The organism is Cyanobacterium sp. uoEpiScrs1 (genome assembly GCF_947331815.1).
Taxonomy (GTDB): Bacteria; Cyanobacteriota; Cyanobacteriia; order Cyanobacteriales; family Microcystaceae; genus Rippkaea.
This window is the reverse complement of sequence record NZ_OX373462.1, coordinates 819,240-841,285: the sequence shown is the minus strand read 5'-3', so window position 1 is coordinate 841,285 and position 22,046 is coordinate 819,240. Positions and strand designations below refer to the sequence as shown.

17 protein-coding genes and 1 tRNA gene are annotated in these 22,046 nt (G+C 33.4%); 8 read left to right on the top strand and 10 right to left on the bottom strand.

Going from position 1 to position 22,046, the window contains the following annotated elements:
- Positions 1 to 55: 55 nt before the first annotated feature.
- Positions 56 to 367 (top strand): metal-sensing transcriptional repressor, encoded by a 312-nt coding sequence (locus OXU93_RS02940; protein WP_267384395.1) that lies wholly within the window; start codon positions 56 to 58, stop codon positions 365 to 367.
- A gap of 999 nt (positions 368 to 1,366) precedes the next feature.
- Positions 1,367 to 2,098, top strand: a complete 732-nt coding sequence (rsmG, locus tag OXU93_RS02935) for a 16S rRNA (guanine(527)-N(7))-methyltransferase RsmG (RefSeq protein ID WP_267384394.1) — start codon at positions 1,367 to 1,369, stop codon at positions 2,096 to 2,098.
- Positions 2,099 to 3,708: 1,610 nt separating this feature from the next.
- Here rsmG and OXU93_RS02930 read toward each other — a convergent pair.
- From OXU93_RS02930 to OXU93_RS02915, 4 genes are all read right to left on the bottom strand, one after another.
- Positions 3,709 to 3,781 (bottom strand) — tRNA-Arg (locus OXU93_RS02930).
- 60 nt (positions 3,782 to 3,841) lie between these two features.
- A complete protein-coding gene (locus tag OXU93_RS02925) occupies positions 3,842 to 4,753 on the bottom strand; it encodes an ABC transporter permease (RefSeq protein ID WP_267384392.1) in 912 nt (303 codons plus the stop codon).
- A 499-nt stretch (positions 4,754 to 5,252) separates the two neighbouring features.
- Entirely contained in the window at positions 5,253 to 5,492 is a 240-nt protein-coding gene (locus tag OXU93_RS02920; protein WP_267384390.1) for a NifU family protein, read from the bottom strand.
- Between the two features lie 215 nt (positions 5,493 to 5,707).
- Entirely contained in the window at positions 5,708 to 6,340 is a 633-nt protein-coding gene (locus OXU93_RS02915) for a ribonuclease H-like domain-containing protein (protein WP_267384388.1), read from the bottom strand.
- Positions 6,341 to 7,332: 992 nt separating this feature from the next.
- Between OXU93_RS02915 and OXU93_RS02910 the strand changes: the two genes are divergently transcribed.
- On the top strand, positions 7,333 to 7,950 hold the full coding sequence (locus OXU93_RS02910; protein ID WP_267384386.1) for a 7-carboxy-7-deazaguanine synthase QueE: 618 nt from the start codon (positions 7,333 to 7,335) through the stop codon (positions 7,948 to 7,950).
- Between the two features lie 399 nt (positions 7,951 to 8,349).
- Here OXU93_RS02910 and OXU93_RS02905 read toward each other — a convergent pair whose 3' ends face one another.
- Both OXU93_RS02905 and hemB read right to left on the bottom strand, forming a co-directional pair.
- Positions 8,350 to 9,192, bottom strand: a complete 843-nt coding sequence (locus OXU93_RS02905) for a prohibitin family protein (RefSeq protein WP_267384384.1) — start codon at positions 9,190 to 9,192, stop codon at positions 8,350 to 8,352.
- A 104-nt stretch (positions 9,193 to 9,296) separates the two neighbouring features.
- On the bottom strand, positions 9,297 to 10,283 hold the full coding sequence (gene hemB / locus OXU93_RS02900; protein WP_267384382.1) for a porphobilinogen synthase: 987 nt from the start codon (positions 10,281 to 10,283) through the stop codon (positions 9,297 to 9,299).
- Between the two features lie 317 nt (positions 10,284 to 10,600).
- On the opposite strand from hemB, the gene OXU93_RS02895 reads away from it, so the two are divergent.
- Together OXU93_RS02895 and OXU93_RS02890 are read left to right on the top strand one after the other, a co-directional pair.
- Positions 10,601 to 11,386 carry a pseudouridine synthase gene (locus OXU93_RS02895; RefSeq protein WP_267384381.1) on the top strand — a complete coding sequence of 262 codons (786 nt, stop codon included), beginning with the start codon at positions 10,601 to 10,603 and terminating at the stop codon, positions 11,384 to 11,386.
- A gap of 5 nt (positions 11,387 to 11,391) precedes the next feature.
- Positions 11,392 to 12,132, top strand: coding sequence for a helix-turn-helix domain-containing protein (locus OXU93_RS02890; protein ID WP_267384379.1), 741 nt, complete (start codon positions 11,392 to 11,394; stop codon positions 12,130 to 12,132).
- A gap of 636 nt (positions 12,133 to 12,768) precedes the next feature.
- On the opposite strand, the gene OXU93_RS02885 is transcribed toward OXU93_RS02890, so the two are convergent.
- A complete protein-coding gene (locus OXU93_RS02885; RefSeq protein WP_267384377.1) occupies positions 12,769 to 13,188 on the bottom strand; it encodes an SHOCT domain-containing protein in 420 nt (139 codons plus the stop codon).
- 335 nt (positions 13,189 to 13,523) lie between these two features.
- Between OXU93_RS02885 and OXU93_RS02880 the strand changes: the two genes are divergently transcribed.
- The 3 genes from OXU93_RS02880 to topA all read left to right on the top strand — a co-directional run bounded on the left by OXU93_RS02880 (position 13,524) and on the right by topA (position 18,186).
- Positions 13,524 to 13,838 carry a DUF1825 family protein gene (locus tag OXU93_RS02880; RefSeq protein WP_267384762.1) on the top strand — a complete coding sequence of 105 codons (315 nt, stop codon included), beginning with the start codon at positions 13,524 to 13,526 and terminating at the stop codon, positions 13,836 to 13,838.
- Positions 13,839 to 13,959: 121 nt separating this feature from the next.
- The gene (lhgO, locus tag OXU93_RS02875) at positions 13,960 to 15,141 is read left to right on the top strand and encodes an L-2-hydroxyglutarate oxidase (protein ID WP_267384375.1); all 1,182 of its coding nucleotides are present in this window, start codon (positions 13,960 to 13,962) and stop codon (positions 15,139 to 15,141) included.
- Between the two features lie 411 nt (positions 15,142 to 15,552).
- Positions 15,553 to 18,186, top strand: coding sequence for a type I DNA topoisomerase (topA, locus tag OXU93_RS02870; protein WP_267384373.1), 2,634 nt, complete (start codon positions 15,553 to 15,555; stop codon positions 18,184 to 18,186).
- Between the two features lie 607 nt (positions 18,187 to 18,793).
- On the opposite strand, the gene sfsA is transcribed toward topA, so the two are convergent.
- From sfsA to OXU93_RS02855, 3 genes are all read right to left on the bottom strand, one after another.
- Positions 18,794 to 19,525, bottom strand: a complete 732-nt coding sequence (sfsA, locus tag OXU93_RS02865) for a DNA/RNA nuclease SfsA (RefSeq protein ID WP_267384371.1) — start codon at positions 19,523 to 19,525, stop codon at positions 18,794 to 18,796.
- Between the two features lie 584 nt (positions 19,526 to 20,109).
- Positions 20,110 to 20,922, bottom strand: coding sequence for a pyrroline-5-carboxylate reductase (gene proC, locus OXU93_RS02860; RefSeq protein WP_267384370.1), 813 nt, complete (start codon positions 20,920 to 20,922; stop codon positions 20,110 to 20,112).
- Positions 20,923 to 20,974: 52 nt separating this feature from the next.
- Positions 20,975 to 21,547 (bottom strand): cell division protein SepF, encoded by a 573-nt coding sequence (locus OXU93_RS02855; protein ID WP_267384760.1) that lies wholly within the window; start codon positions 21,545 to 21,547, stop codon positions 20,975 to 20,977.
- Positions 21,548 to 22,046 lie beyond the last annotated feature (499 nt).

The window sequence follows — 22,046 nt, the reverse complement described above, 5'->3', positions numbered from 1 at the left end:
CATTAGTTCGAACAACAATTTACGATAGCCCCACAAAAACATAGAGTCAATATTTATGCCAACGAATAACGACAATTATCATGGTGGATGTTCCCCTGTTCATAGCAATGAATCTTTAAAAAGAATCTATAATCGTCTTTTTCGCATTGAAGGATATATAAGAGAAGTCAAAACTATGGTAGCAGAGAATCACACCTGTCCGGAAATTTTGGTTCAATTAGCAGTAGTTAGGGACACGATTAACCAAGTATCTAGGTTAATTTTAGATGAACATTTTAATGAATGTATAGCACGTGTAGCACATAACAGTAACCTTGACAAGGAAATTAGGGAGTTAAAATCAGCTTTAGATAAATTTTTGCCATAATCTTTTATTTAAGTTGGTTGACTGTTTCTTAAGAGCGAAAATTATATAGTTAACTATTCTAAGTATGTAAGTCGCTTAAGTTTTTATATAAAGACTTGAGTTGGTTATCGAGAAATATTATTCTACTTGACTAATAATATTAGCCTATCTGTACTATTTGACTTAGATTGTAATGCCTTTTTAAATAATAAAAATCAGGAAGGTATAAACTCTATATGAAAAATATTATTCGCCTTATATAGTGGGAGTAACTTTAAAGTATATACCTTAAAAAAATAATCTCCACAATTGTTAAAATATTTTCTTGCTTGGATAACCTCATGATATAACGAGTATTATAAATACTAAGAGTTATTAATAAGTCCCTAGCCCAATTATCTGATATAAGACTTTATAAAAAAACTAGAAAAAAGTTAGCTTAGTTATTTATATAATCCTTTTCAAGAAAAATTATCAATAAACTAACCGAAGAATTACTCAAGACTTGGAATTCAAATAATAGACAAAGTAAATTAGGGTCTATACAGAAATACACCCTGGAGTCCAATTCTATTATATCTATACCTTATACGAATACAAATATCAGTGTGTTTATTGGTATTTCTAAAATAGAGGAACAGATAGCAGGTTTCCCTTAATGAGAATTTTTCTACTGTTATTGAGACTAGATAATATAGTCCTTTTCCCGGGAAAAATTAATTGCCAAATTTTGATATCTTAAAATATTTTTATAACTTTACGTATTGCTTAAATTTAGGAATATACTCGTGATTAGTTAACTTTTAAACATTAATATAAGTTTTTATTCTAAATTGCACGATTTTTTGACAGAAAAGTGTTAAAGGGACAATAGCAGAAATCTATTTAACTTGTAAATTTCTACTCTTTTTTTTATATGATTACAAAAGATTATCAATTTGAAAACAAAAAATATTAATATTGTTAGGGTAGAATATATACATTGAATTACTTATTCCTAGTACTAGAATTTAATAATTTATGCCCTCTGACTTATTGCCTGAATTTAACGAACTTTGGGAAGAAACTCTACATTGGAAACCCACTAGATTACAATTTAAACAGTGGAATCAACTCTATCAAGAAATTATATCAGCTAACCGTAAAATTAACTTAACTAGAATTACTAATTCTGATGATTTTATGGAAAAACATTTGTGGGATTCCTTGGTAGGAATTGATAAAAAAATAATTAATATTAATTCACATTTAAAGGTAATCGATATTGGTACAGGAGGAGGATTTCCAGGCATACCAGTAGCCATAACTTATCCTACTTTACAAGTAACACTTCTTGATTCAATAATAAAAAAAATCAAATTCATCAACTTTGTTTTAGAGAAGTTAAAGATCAATAATTGTCAAACCTTAATTGGAAGATCGGAAACTGTTGGACATATGAAAGAACATCGAGAAACTTATAATTTGGCTTTAATTCGCGCTGTTGGTACACCTTCTGTTTGTGCTGAATATACCTTACCTTTTTTAAAAATTGGAGGAATAGCTGTATTATATAGGGGGCATTGGTACGATGGAGACAAATTTACTCTACAACCTGCTTTAAGAAAATTAGGAGGTAAAATTATATCGATTAAAACCATTGAAACTCCATTAACTCAGAGTGTTCGCAACTTCATCTATATTAAAAAAATATCTAAGACTACCCGACAATTTCCACGTCAGGTAGGAATGGTAACTCAGAATCCTTTATAAACTGTGCTCTATCACAATCAGAACACGAAATACTGAACAGTTGAGGACAAAATGTATTTTGTATCAGATTTTAACAATTTAGATAATAAGTTTAATATTGATAGAAATATTTTTAAACATTATGAAGTAATTATATTGAATCTTATAATATATCATGAATACTATCAATGTAGGAAGTCTGATTTTTTTGATAAAAAGATTGCTTTAAATTCTTATATTCTATCACTATAGAATTAGATACATCGAGAAGCTTAACTCTTTGAAAAAGATAAATTATCAAGAGGGAAAAAAAGATTTACTATGTAGTTAATCTTAATACTCATATATCTCTCAAAGAGTTTTTTCTTTGTAGTGATAATATGTTAATAGTATAGTTTTAAGTTTGATATTTTCTTTTGATTGTGTCCTATTGGTGATTACTTTTCTGGAACTATTTTTCTTTTTAGAATTACCTGTTCAAAATTTAAACTTTTTTGAACTCTTTTAAATCAATAATCTTTCTATTTGTCTCTATCTCTAGACTGACCAGTATCTCCTTTTCAATACAAGAGTGAAGTTTAATTAAAAAATATCAATTAAATTAAAATAATGAATACCAAGGTAATTACTGGCAAAATAAATAAAAATGGAAATACTTATAGCGATTCACTTATTAAGTATCTTTGATTATCCATCTTAGTTTTCTCACAATCTATAGAGAGGTATTACTGAAAATAGTAGAACTAAAAAGTTGATATTTAAACTAACTTTTAGATATATACTAATAATAGGTTCTCTCTATTTTACGATAATAGAAACTAAACAAGATAATAATATATTAATTAAATTTAAAGATACTAACAAATTAATTCCAGTTTTTACCAAAAATAAAATAACTTATATCTATCCTATTTATTTCATTAAAAGAATAATCTAATATTTTTAGTAAAAAATTAATTTTGTTTAAATAATTGAAACATAGAAATAAATATATTTTTCTTTCCATGAAGATAAATTATATGAGTATTAACTAATATTTTTATCTAAAATATCTCTCTTAACAATTATAAATATAATCTGGGATATTATTTATTTTTTACTTAATCTTAGTGTTCTAAAATAAAAATTGCTTTTAATCATTAGAACACTGAAAAGTTGTCTTTAATCCAGTATTTTTTAATGATTTGATTAATCAAAAAAAATTATTAGTCAATAATATAATTATTTTGAATATTAAGTATCTACCATTCTGACAATTTCTAGAAAATATTTTTAATATTGATACTATTAGTTTTTGACACTGATTGTAACGATAATACTATAAATATAAAATAAAAAACAATTAAAGTTATTTTTTTATAAAAAAGATAGGAAACAAAATAATTGACTTATAGGATGTAAATACTGAAGTTATTGTTATATATTGTCAAATCTCAATTAGAATACTATAAAGTATTAGATACTGATTTATAACAGTCAGCACAAAAAGGTTAAAATTTAACTTCCGTATATATATTATTTATTTTGTCTTATAGGTCTTTCTCGGTATCAACTTATTAAACGGATGGAAGCACTTAGCATATTTAGAGGATAACTATCGAAATTTTTACAAAATGAGTACCTATTATAAACGGGAACGGAGGGATTCGAACCCCCGACACCCAGGACCGGAACCTGGTGCTCTATCCACTGAGCTACGCACCCATAACAACAACTTCTAGGGTAACATTTTTTATCGTCAGTTCGAATATCATTAATTAAAACTTAATGACGAACTTTAGGATCGAAAGCATCTCGTAAACCATCTCCAACATAATTAATACTTAAAACAGTCACAAAAATCGCTAACCCCGGAAAAAAAGCCATATGTGGTGACCAAGTTAAATAATCTTTGGCTTGAAATAACATTTGCCCCCAGGTTGGTGTATCAGGAGGAAATCCCAATCCTAAAAAACTTAAAGTAGATTCGGTAATAATTCCATTACCTACTGCCAGAGTTGCCGCTACGATAATAACACTAAGGACATTAGGTAGAATGTGAACTGAGATTAATCGTAAGGGACTCGCACCCATAGCAGATGCTGCACTCATAAACTCCATCTCCCGTAGCTTTAATACATCTGCCCTTACAAGTCGCGCTACGGACATCCAATTAAGTCCACCAATAACTATCACAACTAAGATAAAGATACCCAACTCAGGTCCGGCAATTACTTTAATTGTGTCTCGAAATAAATAAACTACCAATAATAGTAGGGGTAATTGGGGTAATGATAGAAATAAATCTGTTAAACGCATCAGTACACTGTCTATTACTCCCCCATATAATCCAGCAATCGCCCCGATAATCGTTCCTAAAAAAATCGCCACTACCATGGACATTAATCCTACAGTTAAGGAAATACGTCCTCCAAATAACACCCTTGCTAATTGATCTTGACCAAGATCATTAGTCCCGAAAGGATGTTGCCAACTAGGGGGAGTAGAGGCTTGAGTAAAATCAATGGCATCAATAGAAACATGATAAAAAAACGGACCAATAACTACACTAGTCATAATAATGACTAATAAACTCAACCCTAATAAAGCTAGACGATTACGACAAAAGCGCCGCCAAATATTTCGCCACAAACTATTCGAGGGATAATTTTTCAGTTTTGAAGACTCAAAAGTCATTAGATTCCTTGCTCTTATCTAACATGATTTTTAAAGACATCCATTATGAAATTAGTCAATTTTTATTTTATCATCTTAATAATTAACGATAGTTTTTATCTCACACTATATTTCTGTCAAATGGGGACCTCATCCCAAGAAGAATAGATTGTCAAACATAGTCTTTCCTTACAATACAATATATTTTGTCTTTTTTTGCCGCAAGGAATTCCATATGTCATGAACCTGAATTTTTCTACTACCAAAACAGAGGAATCATGGTTATATGACTTTATTTTAGTAATCATATTATTTTGGAACAAATCTTGAGTAAGTAATCAACCAAGATTAAATCTAATGGAGGATACTTCACAAGAAATCAACTCCAATCGTCCCAATTTTGCAGATTGGAATATTGACTGTTGAAGAATCTAAATTTGACAGAAGTCCATAATATAGTCTTGCGTAACTGGACCCCATTATCTGAATTAGAAGGCGATGATGGGTCCCAGTTATTACCTTATATAACCTGCTCTACTTCGGCAATTTCAGGAATCATTTCTCTTAAACGTCGTTCAAGTCCCATCCTAAGGGTCATAGTTGAACTAGGACAAGATCCGCAGGCGCCTTGTAAGCGAAGTTTAACGATGGGACCGTCAATGCCTACGAGTTCTACATTACCACCGTCAGCCATTAAGTATGGACGCATCTCGTCTAATACTTGTTCTACATTATCTCGAGTGAGTGTCATTGCTTCCATAGTCAACCTCAACCTATTTAATCTTTAAAATTTATTATTGCCATACTAACGCGAAGCCTGGCATTTGATAAGGATTATTAGAGATAAATTCTCTCAGCTTTGAAAAAGTGCTCCTAATAGGATAGATATAGTTTTTTAGAAGTTCATTTTTCTGTTCAACATGAATAGATGATATCTCATGAGCTAACAGTTCGGTATTTATTCTCATTAAGATTTCAGTGTTCAAAAATATCTCTATATTGTCTAATGTCTAAATCTGCAAAAACAGGGATACAATCAAAACAATTCTGGGCTAATCCCCATCTTCCCTCTCGTTTTAACATAGTCATCAATTTTCGCCTAATAGATATTAAATACAGGACATCATTGGCTGCATAGTTCAATTGTGATTCAGATAAATTAGAGGCGTCGCCCCAATCTGAACTTTGAGAACTTTTATCTAGCTCAATACCTTCTAGTTCTTTCACTAAGCTTTTTAATCCATGGGAGTTTGTATAAGTACGTGCTAATTTACTTGCAATTTTAGTACAGAAAATTGGTTCAGTCTGAATCTTAAAATGGTACAGCAACTGCGCTACATCAAATCGTGCATAGTGAAAAACCTTAAGATTTTTTTTAGACTCCATTAATTGTTTTAAATTAGGGGCTTCTGTTTGCCCTAGTTTAATGCGAATAGCTGTTACAAATCCATCAGAATCGCATAATTGAATTAAACAGAGACGGTCTCGTTGGGGAATTAACCCCATAGTTTCTGTATCCACTGCAATGACTGGAGTAGTTAAATATCGGTGCAAGGTATCATCAGACAAATCATAATCATTAACTTGAAAATTTGTTAAAGTTACCATGGCAAAATCAGTTGACTAATGGTTTGATAGATCCTAAAAAAGAGCGGTCAAGTTAATTTAGTTAAAAACTAGAAAAAAACTCTTTTAATAGTCAGTGAGAGTAAATTTAAAATTAAGTCACTAAATCCAGATTACAATACTTTAGTATCGTAATACAAAATACTTTAAAGAAAATTTTTATTCTACCAAAATTAATCAGTGAAATGTCAAGAAAAGAAACTATATAGTCAAAAACTGATTAATTTTTAGGAGATGTTTTAAAATCAACTGATATTTTTTTGTTAATGCCTCATGATCATATCGTTTAATTGAATATTTTATATTACTGATATTAGCAAAGCATAAGTTAAATAAGTCATAGTTTAGCTTCTTAAATTCAAAATTCTCTATTTTTAGAATTACATATAAAATATAGTAAAGTTGGTTTTAGTTAAGCATTAATAATCGATTGTATTATTTTACATTTAAAAAAGATATCTCTTAAAATTACTGTAAAATTAATGGTAAGACATTCAATCCAAAATCTCTCTTATCGCTAAAAACATTTTATTGATTTTGAGTTGATACAAAAATATGATATGTTGTACTATTGATATTATAATGTTTCGTTTACATTGATTATATTGAGATTAGTTTTTAATATCCAACTTCAATGGTAATTTAGATATTTACTGAGAAGAGGTAAAATACGATTTTGCTTGATATCATTAGGATAATAAAGTCACACGTCTGGAGATAACTACAATGGGTAAAAAAACAGTATTGGAAAGATAAAATCCAAATAAAATTATGAAAGTCAAGATAAGTTTTCTAAATATCAATAATTTGCTAAATCTTTTTTTATTTGAAAACAACTAGTTCAAAAGATAAAATAGACGATATATGATATAGTCTATTTTTATATACAAATTGCTAATTATTGTTTGACAGAAATATTTGTCTTTTGGATATATTCTTAGTCATGGTAAATTAATAGTCTATTGTCGTTTTAAATGAAAGTAACTTCATCAACTACAATTACTTATCCTATTGTAGAAACCTTTCACTCAATTCAAGGAGAGGGAGCATGGATGGGAGTAAGTGCATTTTTTATTCGTTTGGCTGGATGTGATGTCCACTGTTCCTGGTGTGATCAAAAAGAGTCTTGGCCAATTGAAGCTTATCCCCAATGGTCTGTAGAAAAATTAACAAAGTTGGCAAAAAAAACTAATCCCGCCATTGTTGTTATCACCGGAGGAGAACCATTGATTCATGATTTAAATCCATTGACATATCAATTAAAGGAGTTAGGGTTACAAGTTCATTTAGAAACATCCGGCGCACATCCGTTCAGCGGTAATTTCGACTGGATAACCTTTTCTCCAAAACCGTTTAAGCTACCCAATAACACTATTTATGATCAGGTTAATGAATTGAAAATAGTTATTTCATCAGAATTGGATTTACAGTGGGGACAGCAAGAAGCGAAAAAAGTACCTTTGAACACTATTAAGTATTTACAGCCAGAATGGAATAAGCTTAAAAGTAAGCAACTAATTTATGATTTTGTTTTGAAACATCCCGATTGGCGAATCAGTGTACAAATACACAAGTTCCTAGAATTTAAGTAAATGTAAGTAAAATTACTTTATTTTGATTTGAAATATTATCTTGTTTTTAAATAAATTGAAATTATTATCGTTAATTAGATTATTATAAATTTGCAGCGTGGACATAATAGTCAAGTTCATGGTACTACACATTATAGCATTGATAAAGTTACAAGATTTTACAAGTACATGCACTGTTTGATAGCTAATGTCATGTAGCTGTTTTTATTCTCGTTTCTTTATCTTCTGACTAGCTTGATGAAAAGTACCCTGTAACTTAAATTATTTCAGCTTACTTTTATCCTAAAATCGGAATGTTTTAAATACTTCTTTCTGGTTTGACTGGTTCCACTTACCTTCCGCACAGGGATCCCCGTGCGGAAGCTAGACAAGATATTTTAAAGTGTTAAATAAAAGTTATTAAGTTTGTATATCCCCTAAATTAAATAGAAATGGTACACTTCCTTTATTTTCACCTCCCATTACCAATACATTAGGCATTTTTGCCCCTCCTTCTTTCCAGGCCTCGATTGCCTCTTTTTGGAGAACTAACTCCCCACCTTGAGCTTTTAGAGTTTCTGCTAGTAAACGTTGAGCTTCTGCTTTCCCCTTAGCACGATTAACATCAGCTTGAGCTTCTTGTTCAGCTTCTTGAGCAATATAAACTGCTCGTTGCGCCCGCTGTTCAGCAATTTGTTTTTCTTCAACAGCGCGAGCAAATTCAGGAGAAAAGTTTAAATCAATAACACTTGTATCAAGCACAATAATTCCATATTTTGCTAAGCGCTCATTAAGGGCATCATCAAAGTCCTGTTTCAGTTCACTCCGTTGGGTGATGGACTGTTCTACAGTGCGTTTAGCTGCTGCAATCTTAAAAGATTCTTGGGTTTGAGGCGCAATAATTTTTGCAACTATATTTTGTAATGTTCCTTGTGTTCGGCGAATTTGAGCTACTTGTAAAGGATCAAGACGAAAGTTGATTGCGAAACTAGCAGTAAGGTCTTGTAAATCCTTAGTAGCACTTTGGGCAGGAACCTCAAACTTTTGTACTGTCACATCATAAACATCTACTGTTGAAATCAGCGGTGGTTTAAAGTGTATTCCTTCTAATAATGCCCCATTTTGGGCTTTTCCTAAAATGCTTAAGACTCCTGCTTGACCAGGGTTAATTACAATAAATGAGTTAAAGCTAATAACAAGCAATAAAGCAGCAATAATACCACCAATTAAAGACTGTAAACTGGGGACAGATTGACGAGTCACAAGTTTTTCTCCTTTATATAGATTTAATATTGGGCTTAACAACGTATTTTTAAGAGTTTGGAATTTGGAGTTAAAAGCCCCTTTTTGTTACCTTACTCTTTCTTTCAAACTTCTTCTAGCCACTGTACCGCATCTTTGGCATGATAAGTTAGTATCAAATCTGCTCCTGCCCGTTTGAAACTAGTAAGAGTTTCTAGAATTACTTTTTTCTCATCAATCCAACCATTGAGAGCTGCTGCTTTGACCATGGAATACTCTCCAGAAACATTGTAAGCTGCTATAGGAATGTCAGTTATCTCTTTAACGCGCCATATTACGTCCATGTAGGATAAAGCAGGTTTAACTATCAACATATCCGCTCCTTCTTCGACGTCTAATTTTACTTCCTTGAGAGCTTCTCGAACATTTCCTGGGTCCATCTGATAACTACGGCGATCTCCAAATTGCGGGGAAGATTCAGCCGCATCACGAAAAGGACCATAATAGGCAGAAGCATATTTGGCAGCATAGGAAAGAATAGGAGTATCATTAAATCCTGCTTCATCCAATCCACTTCGAACCGCTTGGACAAGTCCGTCCATCATTCCTGATGGAGCGATAATGTCAGCTCCTGCTTTAGCTTGGGAAACCGCCGTTTTTTTCAGTAACTCTAAAGTAGGATCATTGAGTACTCTCCCAGTTAAGTCCCCTACATTTAGATAGCCACAATGACCATGGTTAGTATACTCACACAAACAGGTGTCGACAATGACTACTAAATTAGGTACAGCTTCCTTAATAGCCGTAGTTGCCTGTTGGATAATTCCGTGATCATGCCAAGCTTCTGTTGCTGCCGTATCCTTAGTTTTAGGAATACCAAAAAGGATAATGGATGGAATTCCTAACTCATAAACTTCTTTAGCCTCGTCAATAATCTTATCTACTGAGAGCTGATAAACTCCTGGCATGGACTTAACTTCTGTAGCAATTTTTTCCCCAGGAACTGCAAATAAAGGGTAAATTAAATCATTAGCTGTCACAATCGTTTCTCGCACCATGCGGCGCAGTCGGACAGTTTGACGCAGACGACGAGGACGATTAATCGGAAACATAAATTAAAAATTGAGTATTAAATCAGGTTAATTTTACTATTCCTATGACTTAAAAGCCACTAAAAATTGTTCGGAATTAAAATAATGTTTTTGGTCAAAACTAAAGTCTCACCAAGATTATTTTTATAGTTAACCTCTATTCTAATAAGAATTTTCAACAAGCTGAGAAATAATAAGATAGCGTAAATGTTTCATCCTCAATCAAAATTATTAAAGGATTGGTTTTCTCCTGAAATTAAGCCAAAAAATCTATTTACAGAAGACAGTATTTAGAGTTTTTCGGTTTACATTACAATTTATTAAGTTAGGTAAAGCCAATGAAAGAAAGGGTTCAAAAAATTTTATCCCAGCGGGGGATTACCTCTCGTCGAAAAGCCGAAAAATTGATTTTATCCGGACGGGTAAAACTCAATGGACATCTAGTTCAACTAGGAGACAAGGTTGATCCTAAGTGTGATCTACTAGAAATAGACGGTCAAATTATTCAACTGATCAAACGTCCTGATTTTCTTTATATTTTACTTAATAAACCTAAAAGAGTTGTTTCTACTTGTGATGACCCTCAACATCGTATTACGGTACTTGATTTACTGCCAGAAAAACTTTGTCATGGTACAGGGCTCCATCCAGTCGGAAGACTAGATTTTAATTCAACTGGGGCTTTACTCTTGACTAATGATGGAGAATTAACTCTTAACTTAACTCATCCTCGGTATCATTTGCCAAAAACTTATGAGGTAGTAATTTCTGGAAATATTTCAGAAACACGCTTACAACAATGGCGTGAAGGTGTTATGCTTATGGGCAAAAAGACTTTACCAGCTCAAGTTGAGGTGATTAACCGTCGCTTTCATCAGCAAATCCACTTACGTGTGGTTATTACTGAAGGAAGAAACCGTCAGATTCGCCGTATTGTACAACAAATGGGGTGTAAAGTAATCAGACTTCATCGTAGCTCGATCGGTTCTATTACTGTAGATTCAGGGTCACTTCATGAATCTAACTTGCCCAGCGGACACTATCGTTTACTAACAAACTCAGAAATTGATTTTCTAAGATCTCGTTCCGATTTCATTACAACAGTATCTCAAAAGCTCAGTTGAGCATTATGTCTAGGAAAAAGCCCTCTGTTAATCCACCGTCAAACTCACGATCTAAAATCTCCTTCAAAAAAGGAAGTCCAACTTTTTGGCGACGGTTAATAACTAAAATTTATTTAAATCTGTTAGTGACAGGAGACCAGACAAAAAAAAGTACAGCAACTGAGTATCAAGTATACTCACCAATAATTTCCTCTTTAAGAAAGATTAATCTATTTTTACCCAGGTTTCGATGGAATAAAACCTTATCATATGATCCCGAACAAGTACAATGTGATATCTTGACCGATATAGGAGATCAACTCTATCAGGCTCGTCAAAAACAGAATATCTCTCTTGAGACAGTTGCTGCTGATACTCTTATCTCTTTGAGATTATTACAATCACTAGAAAATGGTCGTCTGAAAAATTTACCAGAGCCTATCTATATTAGGGGATTAATCAAGAAATTTGCAGATTATTTAGGTTTGAACGGCAAAGCTTTAGCAAGTCGTTTTCCTACAAAAATAGGAGAAAAGTTTTCTAAGTCTCCCCGTATTCAAATTTTCTTTCCCACACTTGAGTTACGTCCTCTTCATCTCTATTTAATTTATATTGTCGTTGTTATTTTATCTGTTGAAGGGATTTCTAATCATCTTAAACGTATAGCCTCAGAATTAGAGACAGGAGAAGTTTACAACTCTTCTCCTGAGTACTCTCCATCAGTCAAGGTGTCTAGCGAGCAAGATTCTTCTGTCAACCAGCACTAAAAAGGTTTAGAAAAAAGCTTATATTAATAAATATCTAATATCTTATTTTTAACTTAATATATATTTTAAAAAAATAAATTTTTTTATATTCTCTATCTAAGTTTTTACTGATATTTAGTAAATAATATTAACTTTTCATATTGTACTTAATATCTTTTAACTAAAATTGAAAGATATTAAGTTTTAAAAAATAAAGATACAAGGTGATTACGAGTAGACTTTTCATTATTTATATCTATATCACACCCTTTATGATCGTCATTTTTGTTAAACAATAGTGGGACAAATAAATAAATAAATTTATTTATTTATTTATTTATTTGTCATCTGAAGGCAAGAAGTTTACGCAGTACTTTTTACCGTCAATATTATATTTTTCCGAAGTGTTTAAATTATAATTTTGTTTGTATAAGCCTTCAAATTTAAAAGCATTTATTGAAAATAAACTTAAATCTTTAGAATAAAGATCAGTTAATATCTTAGAAATTTATTTACCTACATAAGGAAGTGCTCAGTTATGGCGAGAAAGAAACCACAGCAGGAATATTTCTATAATGTTTTGTTTTTTCTACAGTCTAAGAAGAAAATTCACACAACTTATTTAGATTAGATAATTATGAAAATTTATAATATAAATTAGGCTATGTGATCAAGAAGTTGACGACGTTTTTGTTCAAATTCATATTCTGAGACTAATCCTTCTTCTCGTAACTGGTCTAACTCTCGTAACCCTTCGGCGATAATCTCAACTTGCATTGGTTTTACCATATTAGGGTTAAAGTCAACAGACTGAGTATAATTCAAGGATAATCCATTAAATTGAGCGTCAAATAGTTCTTGTCCTTGTACAAGGTACCATATCACGTCAATAGCACAGGCAATACGAGGAATAGGACTATCCCATAGCAGAAAGTAAATGACTCCCCAGACAGGTTGTCTTAAATAAAATTTATGACAACCTGCAATTGGCCAGGGAACGATTGTAGCGAGTAAAGCTAAAATAATTCCAACTTTACGGCTTTTCTTTTGATTTAATAGATTTTCTAATCTTTCCATGGAGTCTTCTATAAAAGAGTAATAATTGATCCAATTTGTTAAATCTACTATTTCTGACTATCTTTGATAGGGAAACAGTTCCTTCTTAAGAGTATAGGCATTTCAATAAAATTAATTATTAAGTTTACAATGCCTACTAGTAAAGCTACAATTTTTATTAGATAATTCTTAGGGAAATGCATACTCTATAATTATTAGGCTCTCAATAAACTACTAAATATAGTACGGAGATCTGTGGTTTTTGATAGATTTGGAGTCATTTATAATAGAGAGTAGACCTTCGTTATCGAATGAGTCTACTCGTTGACATCGTTATAAAATTACGTGAAATAAAAATGGGATTTTTTGATTCTGAAATTGTCCAACAAGAAGCCAGACAATTATTTGAAGACTATCAATCTTTAATGCAATTAGGAGGAGAATATGGAAAATTTGATCGTGAAGGTAAGAAAATTTTTATTGATAAAATGGAGTCTCTTATGGATCGGTACAAAATATTTATGAAACGCTTTGAACTATCAGAAGATTTTATGGCAAAAATGACTGTTGAACAACTTAAAACTCAACTAGGACAATTCGGAATTACTCCTCAGCAAATGTTTCATCAAATGAACTTAACTTTAGAAAGAATGAAGTCTGAAATTGAATAATTAACAATGGATAAGTTGACTATAAGAATTTATGAATTATACACTTTACATAGTCCTCTCTTAAGGTTTTAAGACAAGGAAAATTAATGATAAAATACAATTGTATGTGGTGTTAAAAAATATGTATAACTTTGCAATTATTGGTGGAGGTATTGTAGGACTCTCTACGGGTATGGCCTTGAGACAGAGGTATCCTGATGCCTCAATTATAGTCTTGGAAAAAGAAGCCTGTATTGCTTCCCATCAAACTGGCCGCAATAGTGGTGTCATTCACTCAGGAATTTATTATCCATCTGGTAGTTTTAAAGCAAAATTTACTTCTGTTGGCAATAAATCTATGATTGATTTTTGTCGTACTTATGATATTCCTCATGAAGTTTGTGGTAAGGTTATTGTTGCTACCAGAAAGAAGGAACTTCCCTTGTTAGATAATCTTTACCAACGGGGTTTAGAAAAAAAGTTAGAAGTAAAAAAAATTAGTTCCCAAGAAGTAAAAGAAATAGAACCTTATGTTAACTGTCTAGCTGGAGTTTATGTTCCCACTTCAGGAATTGTTGATTATAAAAAAGTAAGCCAAAAATATTCAGAATTAATTCAAGAGCAGGGGGGAGAAATTCTCCTCAATACAAAAGTTGAAAGAATTATTAAAAATTCCGATAGCCAAATTTTGGAAACCAATCAAGGAACAATTAAAACTAATTTTGTTATTAATTGTGCTGGGTTGTATAGTGATCGTGTAGCTCAATTAGCACAAGTGGATAATCAGGTTAAAATCGTACCCTTTCGGGGTGAATACTACGAATTAATTCCTGAAAAACGTTATTTAGTTAAAAATCTTATTTATCCAGTTCCCAACCCTGATTTTCCCTTTTTAGGTGTTCACTTCACTCGCATGATTGATGGTAGTGTTCATGCCGGTCCCAATGCAGTTTTAAGTCTGAAGCGAGAAGGATATGAAAAAACAGACTTCAACTTAAGAGATTTTGCTGAAGTTATGACTTATCCAGGATTTTGGAAACTGGTAGCCAAACACGCTGATGAAGGTATAAAGGAAATGATTCGCTCCTTTAGCAAAGCGGCCTTTGTTCACAGTCTACAACAACTTATCCCTGAAGTAACTATGTCTGATGTGGTTGTCAGCAAATCGGGAATTCGTGCACAAGCCCTGGAAACTAATGGAAAATTGGTCAACGACTTTTTAATTATTCAAGATACACAGGCGTTACATGTTTGTAACGCGCCTTCTCCGGCAGCCACTGCCTCTTTGGAAATTGGTAAAGCAATTGTTTCCCAAATACCGTAAACAATAAGAAAGATGTCCCAATCAATTCAATTCTTTTTGTTATCCTCCTATAGTGAAATCTAGTATAGAAAAAGAGGCGTTTCAGGCTTCAGTAGAAGGAGCAAGTCCGGATTTATCGTTTTACTTTTTCATTTACTTTGACTCTTAAATTAATTGCATTTTAGTTAATAATTTATCTTCAATAAGTCATGTTAAATTACCGAACAAGATGGATAAAAAAATTTACCGACACTCTTTATTATTAAAATCAATGGTTTTGTGTTGGATTTAAAGACATTTAACAAGCAAGTTAATTCTTTATGCTATAACCTGATTAACATAGGTGATCTCCCAGATACTATGAGCTAATTAAAATTCTGTTACAGACCTAGTTTATTTGCTACACTCGCTCGATTAGACTGAACTATTATTATGCCAACGCTTGTTATCGTTGAATCTCCAACTAAAGCTCGTACTATTAAAAACTATCTACCCAAAGGGTATCGCGTCGAAGCATCCATGGGTCATGTACGAGATCTCCCTGCCTCAGCCGAGGAAGTTCCCACATCATATAAGGAGAAAAGTTGGTCAAATTTGGGAATTAATATTGAGAATGATTTTGAGCCACTTTATGTCGTTCCCAAAGGTAAGAAAAAAGTAGTTCAAGAACTTAAATTTGCTTTAAAAGAAGCAGACGAGTTAATTCTTGCTACTGATGAAGACCGTGAAGGGGAAAGTATCAGTTGGCATTTATTGCAGCTACTAAAACCTAAAGTTCCTATCAAGCGTATGGTCTTTCATGAGATTACCCGCGAGGCCATACAACAAGCATTGAAGAATTGTCGTGATATTGATAAGAATTTGGTTCATGCTCAAGAAACAAGACGAATTCTAGATCGTTTAGTTGGTTATACAGTTTCTCCCTTGCTTTGGAAAAAAATTGCTCGCGGTCTTTCTGCTGGACGAGTACAGTCAGTAGCTGTCCATTTATTGGTGCAACGAGAACGAGAACGTCAAGTTTTCCAATCAGGAGGATACTGGGATCTCAAAGCCTTATTAAAAACAAAGGATAAGAACTCATTCAATGCTAGATTAGTGACTCTAAAGGATAAAAAAATCGCTACGGCTAACGACTTTGACCCTAATACTGGAAAAATTATTCAAGGACGTGATGTGGTTCTTCTTGGTGAAAATCAAGCTCATACTCTTAAAGATCGTTTAGAGGGAAAACATTGGACTGTTAGCAAAATAGAAGAAAAGCCAACAATCCGTAAACCGGCTCCTCCTTTCACCACCTCCACCCTACAACAAGAATCTAATCGAAAATTAGGTATTTCAGCGAGAGATACGATGCGGATTGCTCAAAAACTTTATGAAGAAGGATATATTACTTATATGCGGACAGATTCTGTCCATTTATCTGATCAGGCTATTACTGCTGCAAGAAACTGTGTTGAACAAAAATATGGTGAGAACTACCTTAGCCCCAAACCTCGTCAATATACGACAAAAAGTAAGGGAGCCCAAGAAGCCCACGAAGCCATTCGTCCGGCAGGGAATGAGTTTAGCACCCCCCAAGAGACAGGACTATCAGGTAGTGAGTTTTCCCTTTATGACTTGATTTGGAAGCGTACTGTAGCCTGTCAGATGGCTAATGCTCGTTTAACTCAAATTGTTATTAATCTTAAAGTAGAAGATGCAGGCTTTCGGTCTTCAGGCAAACGTATTGATTTTCCCGGGTTTTTTCGCGCCTATGTCGAAGGCTCTGATGATCCTGAAGTAGCTTTAGAAAACCAAGAAGTGCTCCTTCCTCCCCTGCAAGTGGGAGATCATCCTAACTGTCAGCAATTAGACGTATCAGGGCATGAAACACAACCCCCTGCTCGATTTACGGAAGCGTCTCTTGTGAAAATCCTCGAAAGTGAAGGGGTCGGTCGTCCAAGTACCTATGCCAGTATTATCGGGACAGTTATTGATCGCGGTTATGCACAAATGCGTAGTAAAGCCTTAATACCGACGTTTACTGCTTTTGCGGTGGTAAGTCTATTAGAGCAACATTTCCATGATTTAGTAGATGCAAAATTCACCTCCAAAATGGAGCACACTCTTGATGAAATTGCTACTGGAGAAACCCACTGGATCCCCTATCTTAAAGATTTTTATTTTGGGAAAAAAGGATTAGATAATCTAGTTAAATTGGGTCTTGAAAATATAGATCCTTCGGTTGCCAAGGCTGTTAACCTAAATAACTTAGAGGTTACTGTTAGACTGGGAAAGTTTGGACCATATATTGAGCTAATGCAAGAAGAAGAAGTAATTACAGCTTCAATTCCCATAGATTTAACTCCAGCTGATCTGAATTCTGAACGAGTATCCACAATTCTTAAGCAGAAAATAGAAGGCCCTAAAGAATTGGGGTTACATCCTGAAACAGGAGAATCTATTTATACTCTTATTGGTAGTTATGGTCCCTACGTTCAATTAGGAGAAGTCAGTGAGCATAATAAAAAGCCCAAACGAACCTCTTTGCCTAAAGGGATGAAACCTGAAGACGTAACTCTAGAGAGAGCTATAGGGTTGTTATCTCTCCCCCGTTTGTTAGGAAATCATCCTGATACAGGAGCTAAAATCAAAGCTGGGTTAGGACGTTTTGGTCCTTATATAGTGCACGATCAGGGTAAAGAAGGTAAGGATTATCGTTCCCTAAAAGGAGAAGATGATATCTTAACAGTTGACCTAGAACGAGCTTTAGAATTGTTAGCTCAACCAAAGCGAACAAGAAAAGGAGGTCGAGGGGCTAAAAAGCCGCTGAGAGAATTAGGCATTCATCCTGAAGACAAAGAAGCCATTAATATTTATGAGGGACCTTATGGACTTTATATTAAACATGGCAAGGTTAATGTCAGTCTTCCTGAAAAAGAAAAGGTTGATACTTTAACTCTAGAAACAGCGTTAGAATTATTAGCTACAAAAGTGACAACCAAGAAAAAGACAAATCGCAAATCAACAAAAAGCAAAACTAGTAGTAAAAATACAGAATCAACAGCCAATGATAAGAATAAATAATAGCTATATTTGACTTAGAATGTAACACAATTACAGACTGTCTTCATTAACTGACAATCAGAATCTGAAGGCACATTTCACTTTTATAAAGCCCGACCTTCCCTTGTGTTTGATCTCAAAAAGTCTTATATGATTATTGAATTGAAAATCATTCTTTTGATATAACTCATTATACAAATATTGAAAATTAACACAATCAATAGTAAACAATGTAAAAGGTTAAATACCAGGTCATTGTGTATATGCTCTAAGTTGTCGCAGCATAATTACTATTATTAAAGCAGAGGGTCTAAGGAATATACAAGGAACATACGCTATGGTCCAAGTTCAGAACCCAAAAGTAAAGATTTAACTAGCCAAACAAAGAATATAGTATGATCGCTCCTAGAAAATTTAGTGAACAAATATCTAAAAATTGATGACTTGTCTCTTTTCTAGTTTTAGATTTTCTTTATTATGATAATGATTTAAATCTCTGAAGAGATATTTCTATTAAATACCCTTTTGTTATTTTGTGTATACAAAACAGAGATAAATACTACGTGTTTTCCGACTATTCATAACCAAGTAATTTCAAGTTAACGGGAATAACCTACTTATGACCCTATCATAGAGAGTTTGTTAAAAATTTTGCAAGTCCTAAATAGCGAATGCCTTTAGGAGTAACTTCAAAACGATAAGGTAATATTTTTACTCCTTGATTAACTGCTTTTCTCAAAATTTGTCCATAGGTGGCATCAAAATTATCTCCGGGGGCAAAAGCATAACAATCTTTTCGATTGATGAAATAAAGCATAATTGGTGTTGCATTTGGCAAAAGTGATATTAATTCTTTTAAGTGCTTTTGTCCGCGACTAGTAACAGTATCGGGAAAAAGAGCTATTTTTCCCTGGCTAAGGGTTGTATTTTTTACTTCTATATAAATGGGCGCTTTCTCTCCTTCTTTTGTTAGAAGAAAATCAATACGACTTTTTTTATTGCTCCCATATGGTACTTCACAACGAACCTGAGTGTATTGTCCTGTCAACTCTAATAAACATTGTTGTTTCAAGGCTAGTTTAATTACTTTATTAGGAAGAGCTGTGTTGATTCCAACCCAAGTCCCCTCAATATTAATCATTTCCCAAGTGTAGGATAATTTTCGTTTAGGATTATCACTTTTAGAAACATAGACATGACTTCCAGCTTTAGATACCCCTATCATTGGACCTGTATTAGCACAATGAGCTGTAATGATTTCCCCTGTTTCAAGTTGAATATCAGCTAGAAATCGTTTATAACGTCTAATTAAAATTCCTGAAATTAGAGGAGGATAATAATAAATAAAATCATTAGTCATTATTATGAATAATTTGAATAACTAAGTAAGTAATAGAAAGGTGACTAAAGGGAATTGTTTCTTAAGATCTAAGCCTACGTATAAATAAGGCTCACAGGATAAATAACAGACATAATTTAAAACTGGACTCACAGTCCAAAGATTTCTTACACAATGAAAGCTAAAATAGAGATATTATTTTTTAATCTAAATAGATAAAAAGTCAAATGTGTTTGTAATTATAGATAAAACGATTTAGACTATACGTTTATAAAACAAATTCCAAGACGAATGATTCAGGAAAAAGAATGGTTATGGAATTATATAAAGGGTGAAATAAAAAATAATGTAGCTCCAGAAAGTTAAAAAATGACTAAATAAATATAATAGAGGGGTTCGAAGCAAGTGGGGTTTTCAATAATATTTTATGAAAAAGTAGTTTAAAAGAAAGAAATTTCATAATAAAGGGGCAGATAAAACAGAAAAATTCTTTAAAGAATTATATCTATATTTAAATATTATAAATCCCAGACTAATCGTTTGAATATATACTTAAATACAGAAAAACGAGATAATCTACTACTCTAACTTTTATTTAAAGCCACCTACCTATCCATTAATTGTTGAGATCGCTGGTAGGCTGCTTGTACTGCTTCAATAATAGCTGAACGAAATCCCGCCTTTTCTAATCGAGTTACTCCAGCAATGGTAGTTCCCCCAGGGCTGCTGACTTTATCTTTTAGTTGAGCTGGGTGTAACTCAGTGTTTTGTAACAATTGTACAGTTCCTAACACTGTTTGTAATGCCAGTTGAATGGCTGTTCCCCTCGGCAACCCGGCGTACACTCCTCCATCAGCCAAAGCTTCAATCATCATTGCTACAAAAGCGGGACCTGATCCCGATAGCCCTGTCACCGCATCCATCAAATATTCTGGCACTTGTATAACCTGTCCAATCGCCTCAAAGAGAGTAGTGGCTAATACCAAGTGGTTAGGTTTAACCATTTGTCCAGGAGAGAGTACGGTCATCCCAGCCCCGACGACAGCCGGTGCATTAGGCATTACCCGTAATATTGGATACCCAGGAAACCCTGTTTCTAAGCGAATTAAAGAAACTCCAGCTAAAATAGAGACAACGAGGGGATAGGGACGAGAATGTCCTACCACATTTAGACTAGTCAAAACTTCATCTAACACCTGAGGTTTGATAGATAACAATAACACTTCTTTTGATTCAACTACTGTCTGGTTATTTTCAGTAGTATGAACTTGATAGGTTTTTTCAAAAAATTCCCGCCGCTGTTGGTTAGGCTCGCTAACTAACACCTCATGGGATTGATAAAGTTTTTTGCTCAGAAGGCGGGATATAATAGCCTCTGCCATTACCCCGCCGCCGATGACACCCAATCTAATAGACACAAGTTTTAATCAAATTTAACTTAACGATTCAGCTTTCACCAAAACAACCGAGTTATTGAACTAAGCGGCTGGTATCAGTTCCCCAACTAGGTGTAGGTGCCGAAGTACGAGCAGGAGTTGTGGGAACTTCTGGTACATCGTGAACCATTCCCGAATGAGTGCTGACCTTGACACAGCTGGGTGTGAATAAGAAAATACTTTCACCTATTCTCTCCTGGTGTCCATCAAGAGCATAAGTTCCACCTGCTACGAAATCCACGGCTCTTTGTGCTTCTTCAGAATCCATCACATTCAGATTCAGAACAACAGACTTACGTTCCCGTAAGGTTTGAATGACTTGAGGCATCTCATCAAATGAACGAGGTTCAACTACTACCACTTCAGCAATGCTATTAGTAATCCCTGGCATTCCAATAACATTGCTTCTGTTTGTTCCTATCTGTGAATCAGAAGTTAAATCCAAATCACGGTTGCGTGAAGATGGCTGAGTGTAATTTTTTCCCATAGAAGAAAGGTGCTGCTCTTCGTCTATTCCTTTATATTCTTCCGAACCATAAGGATCGTATTCTTCATATACGGGTTCGTCAATACCTACAATTCTTTTTAGCTTCTCTGTCAAAGACATATTCAAAATTTCCGTTTTTACAATTTTCTACAAAGAGTCAACCACATAGGGTGAACAAAAGGATGAATAACAATGTCGCACCTATTGGTTTAAAATTAGCTTCAGAGCGCTATTCGCCCACTTCTTCACTGTCTGACTGTTCTAATAAATAGTGAACCTTCTTGGACTAACTAGACCACAAAAGACAGCTACATCATTTAGTTGTTTTAGTTCAATAATTATGTTCTTAGTCGTTTTAGCTCTATAACATGTTCCCCCGTTTAGATTTTAGAAAGACATAGTCCAACTGGACGTTTCAATGTTCTAGTACATGTTTGACCGGCTGTCTTACATTCTAGAACATGTTTGACCAGCTGTCTTACATTTTAGGATATCAATAGACAAATATCCTTAAAAAATGTAAAGAATTTGTAAAATACAATAAATCTGTTAGATTATGTGATTTTTTGATTCTGAATTAAAACAAGGAAGCTTTTCACTACATATTTAAGGATAAGGT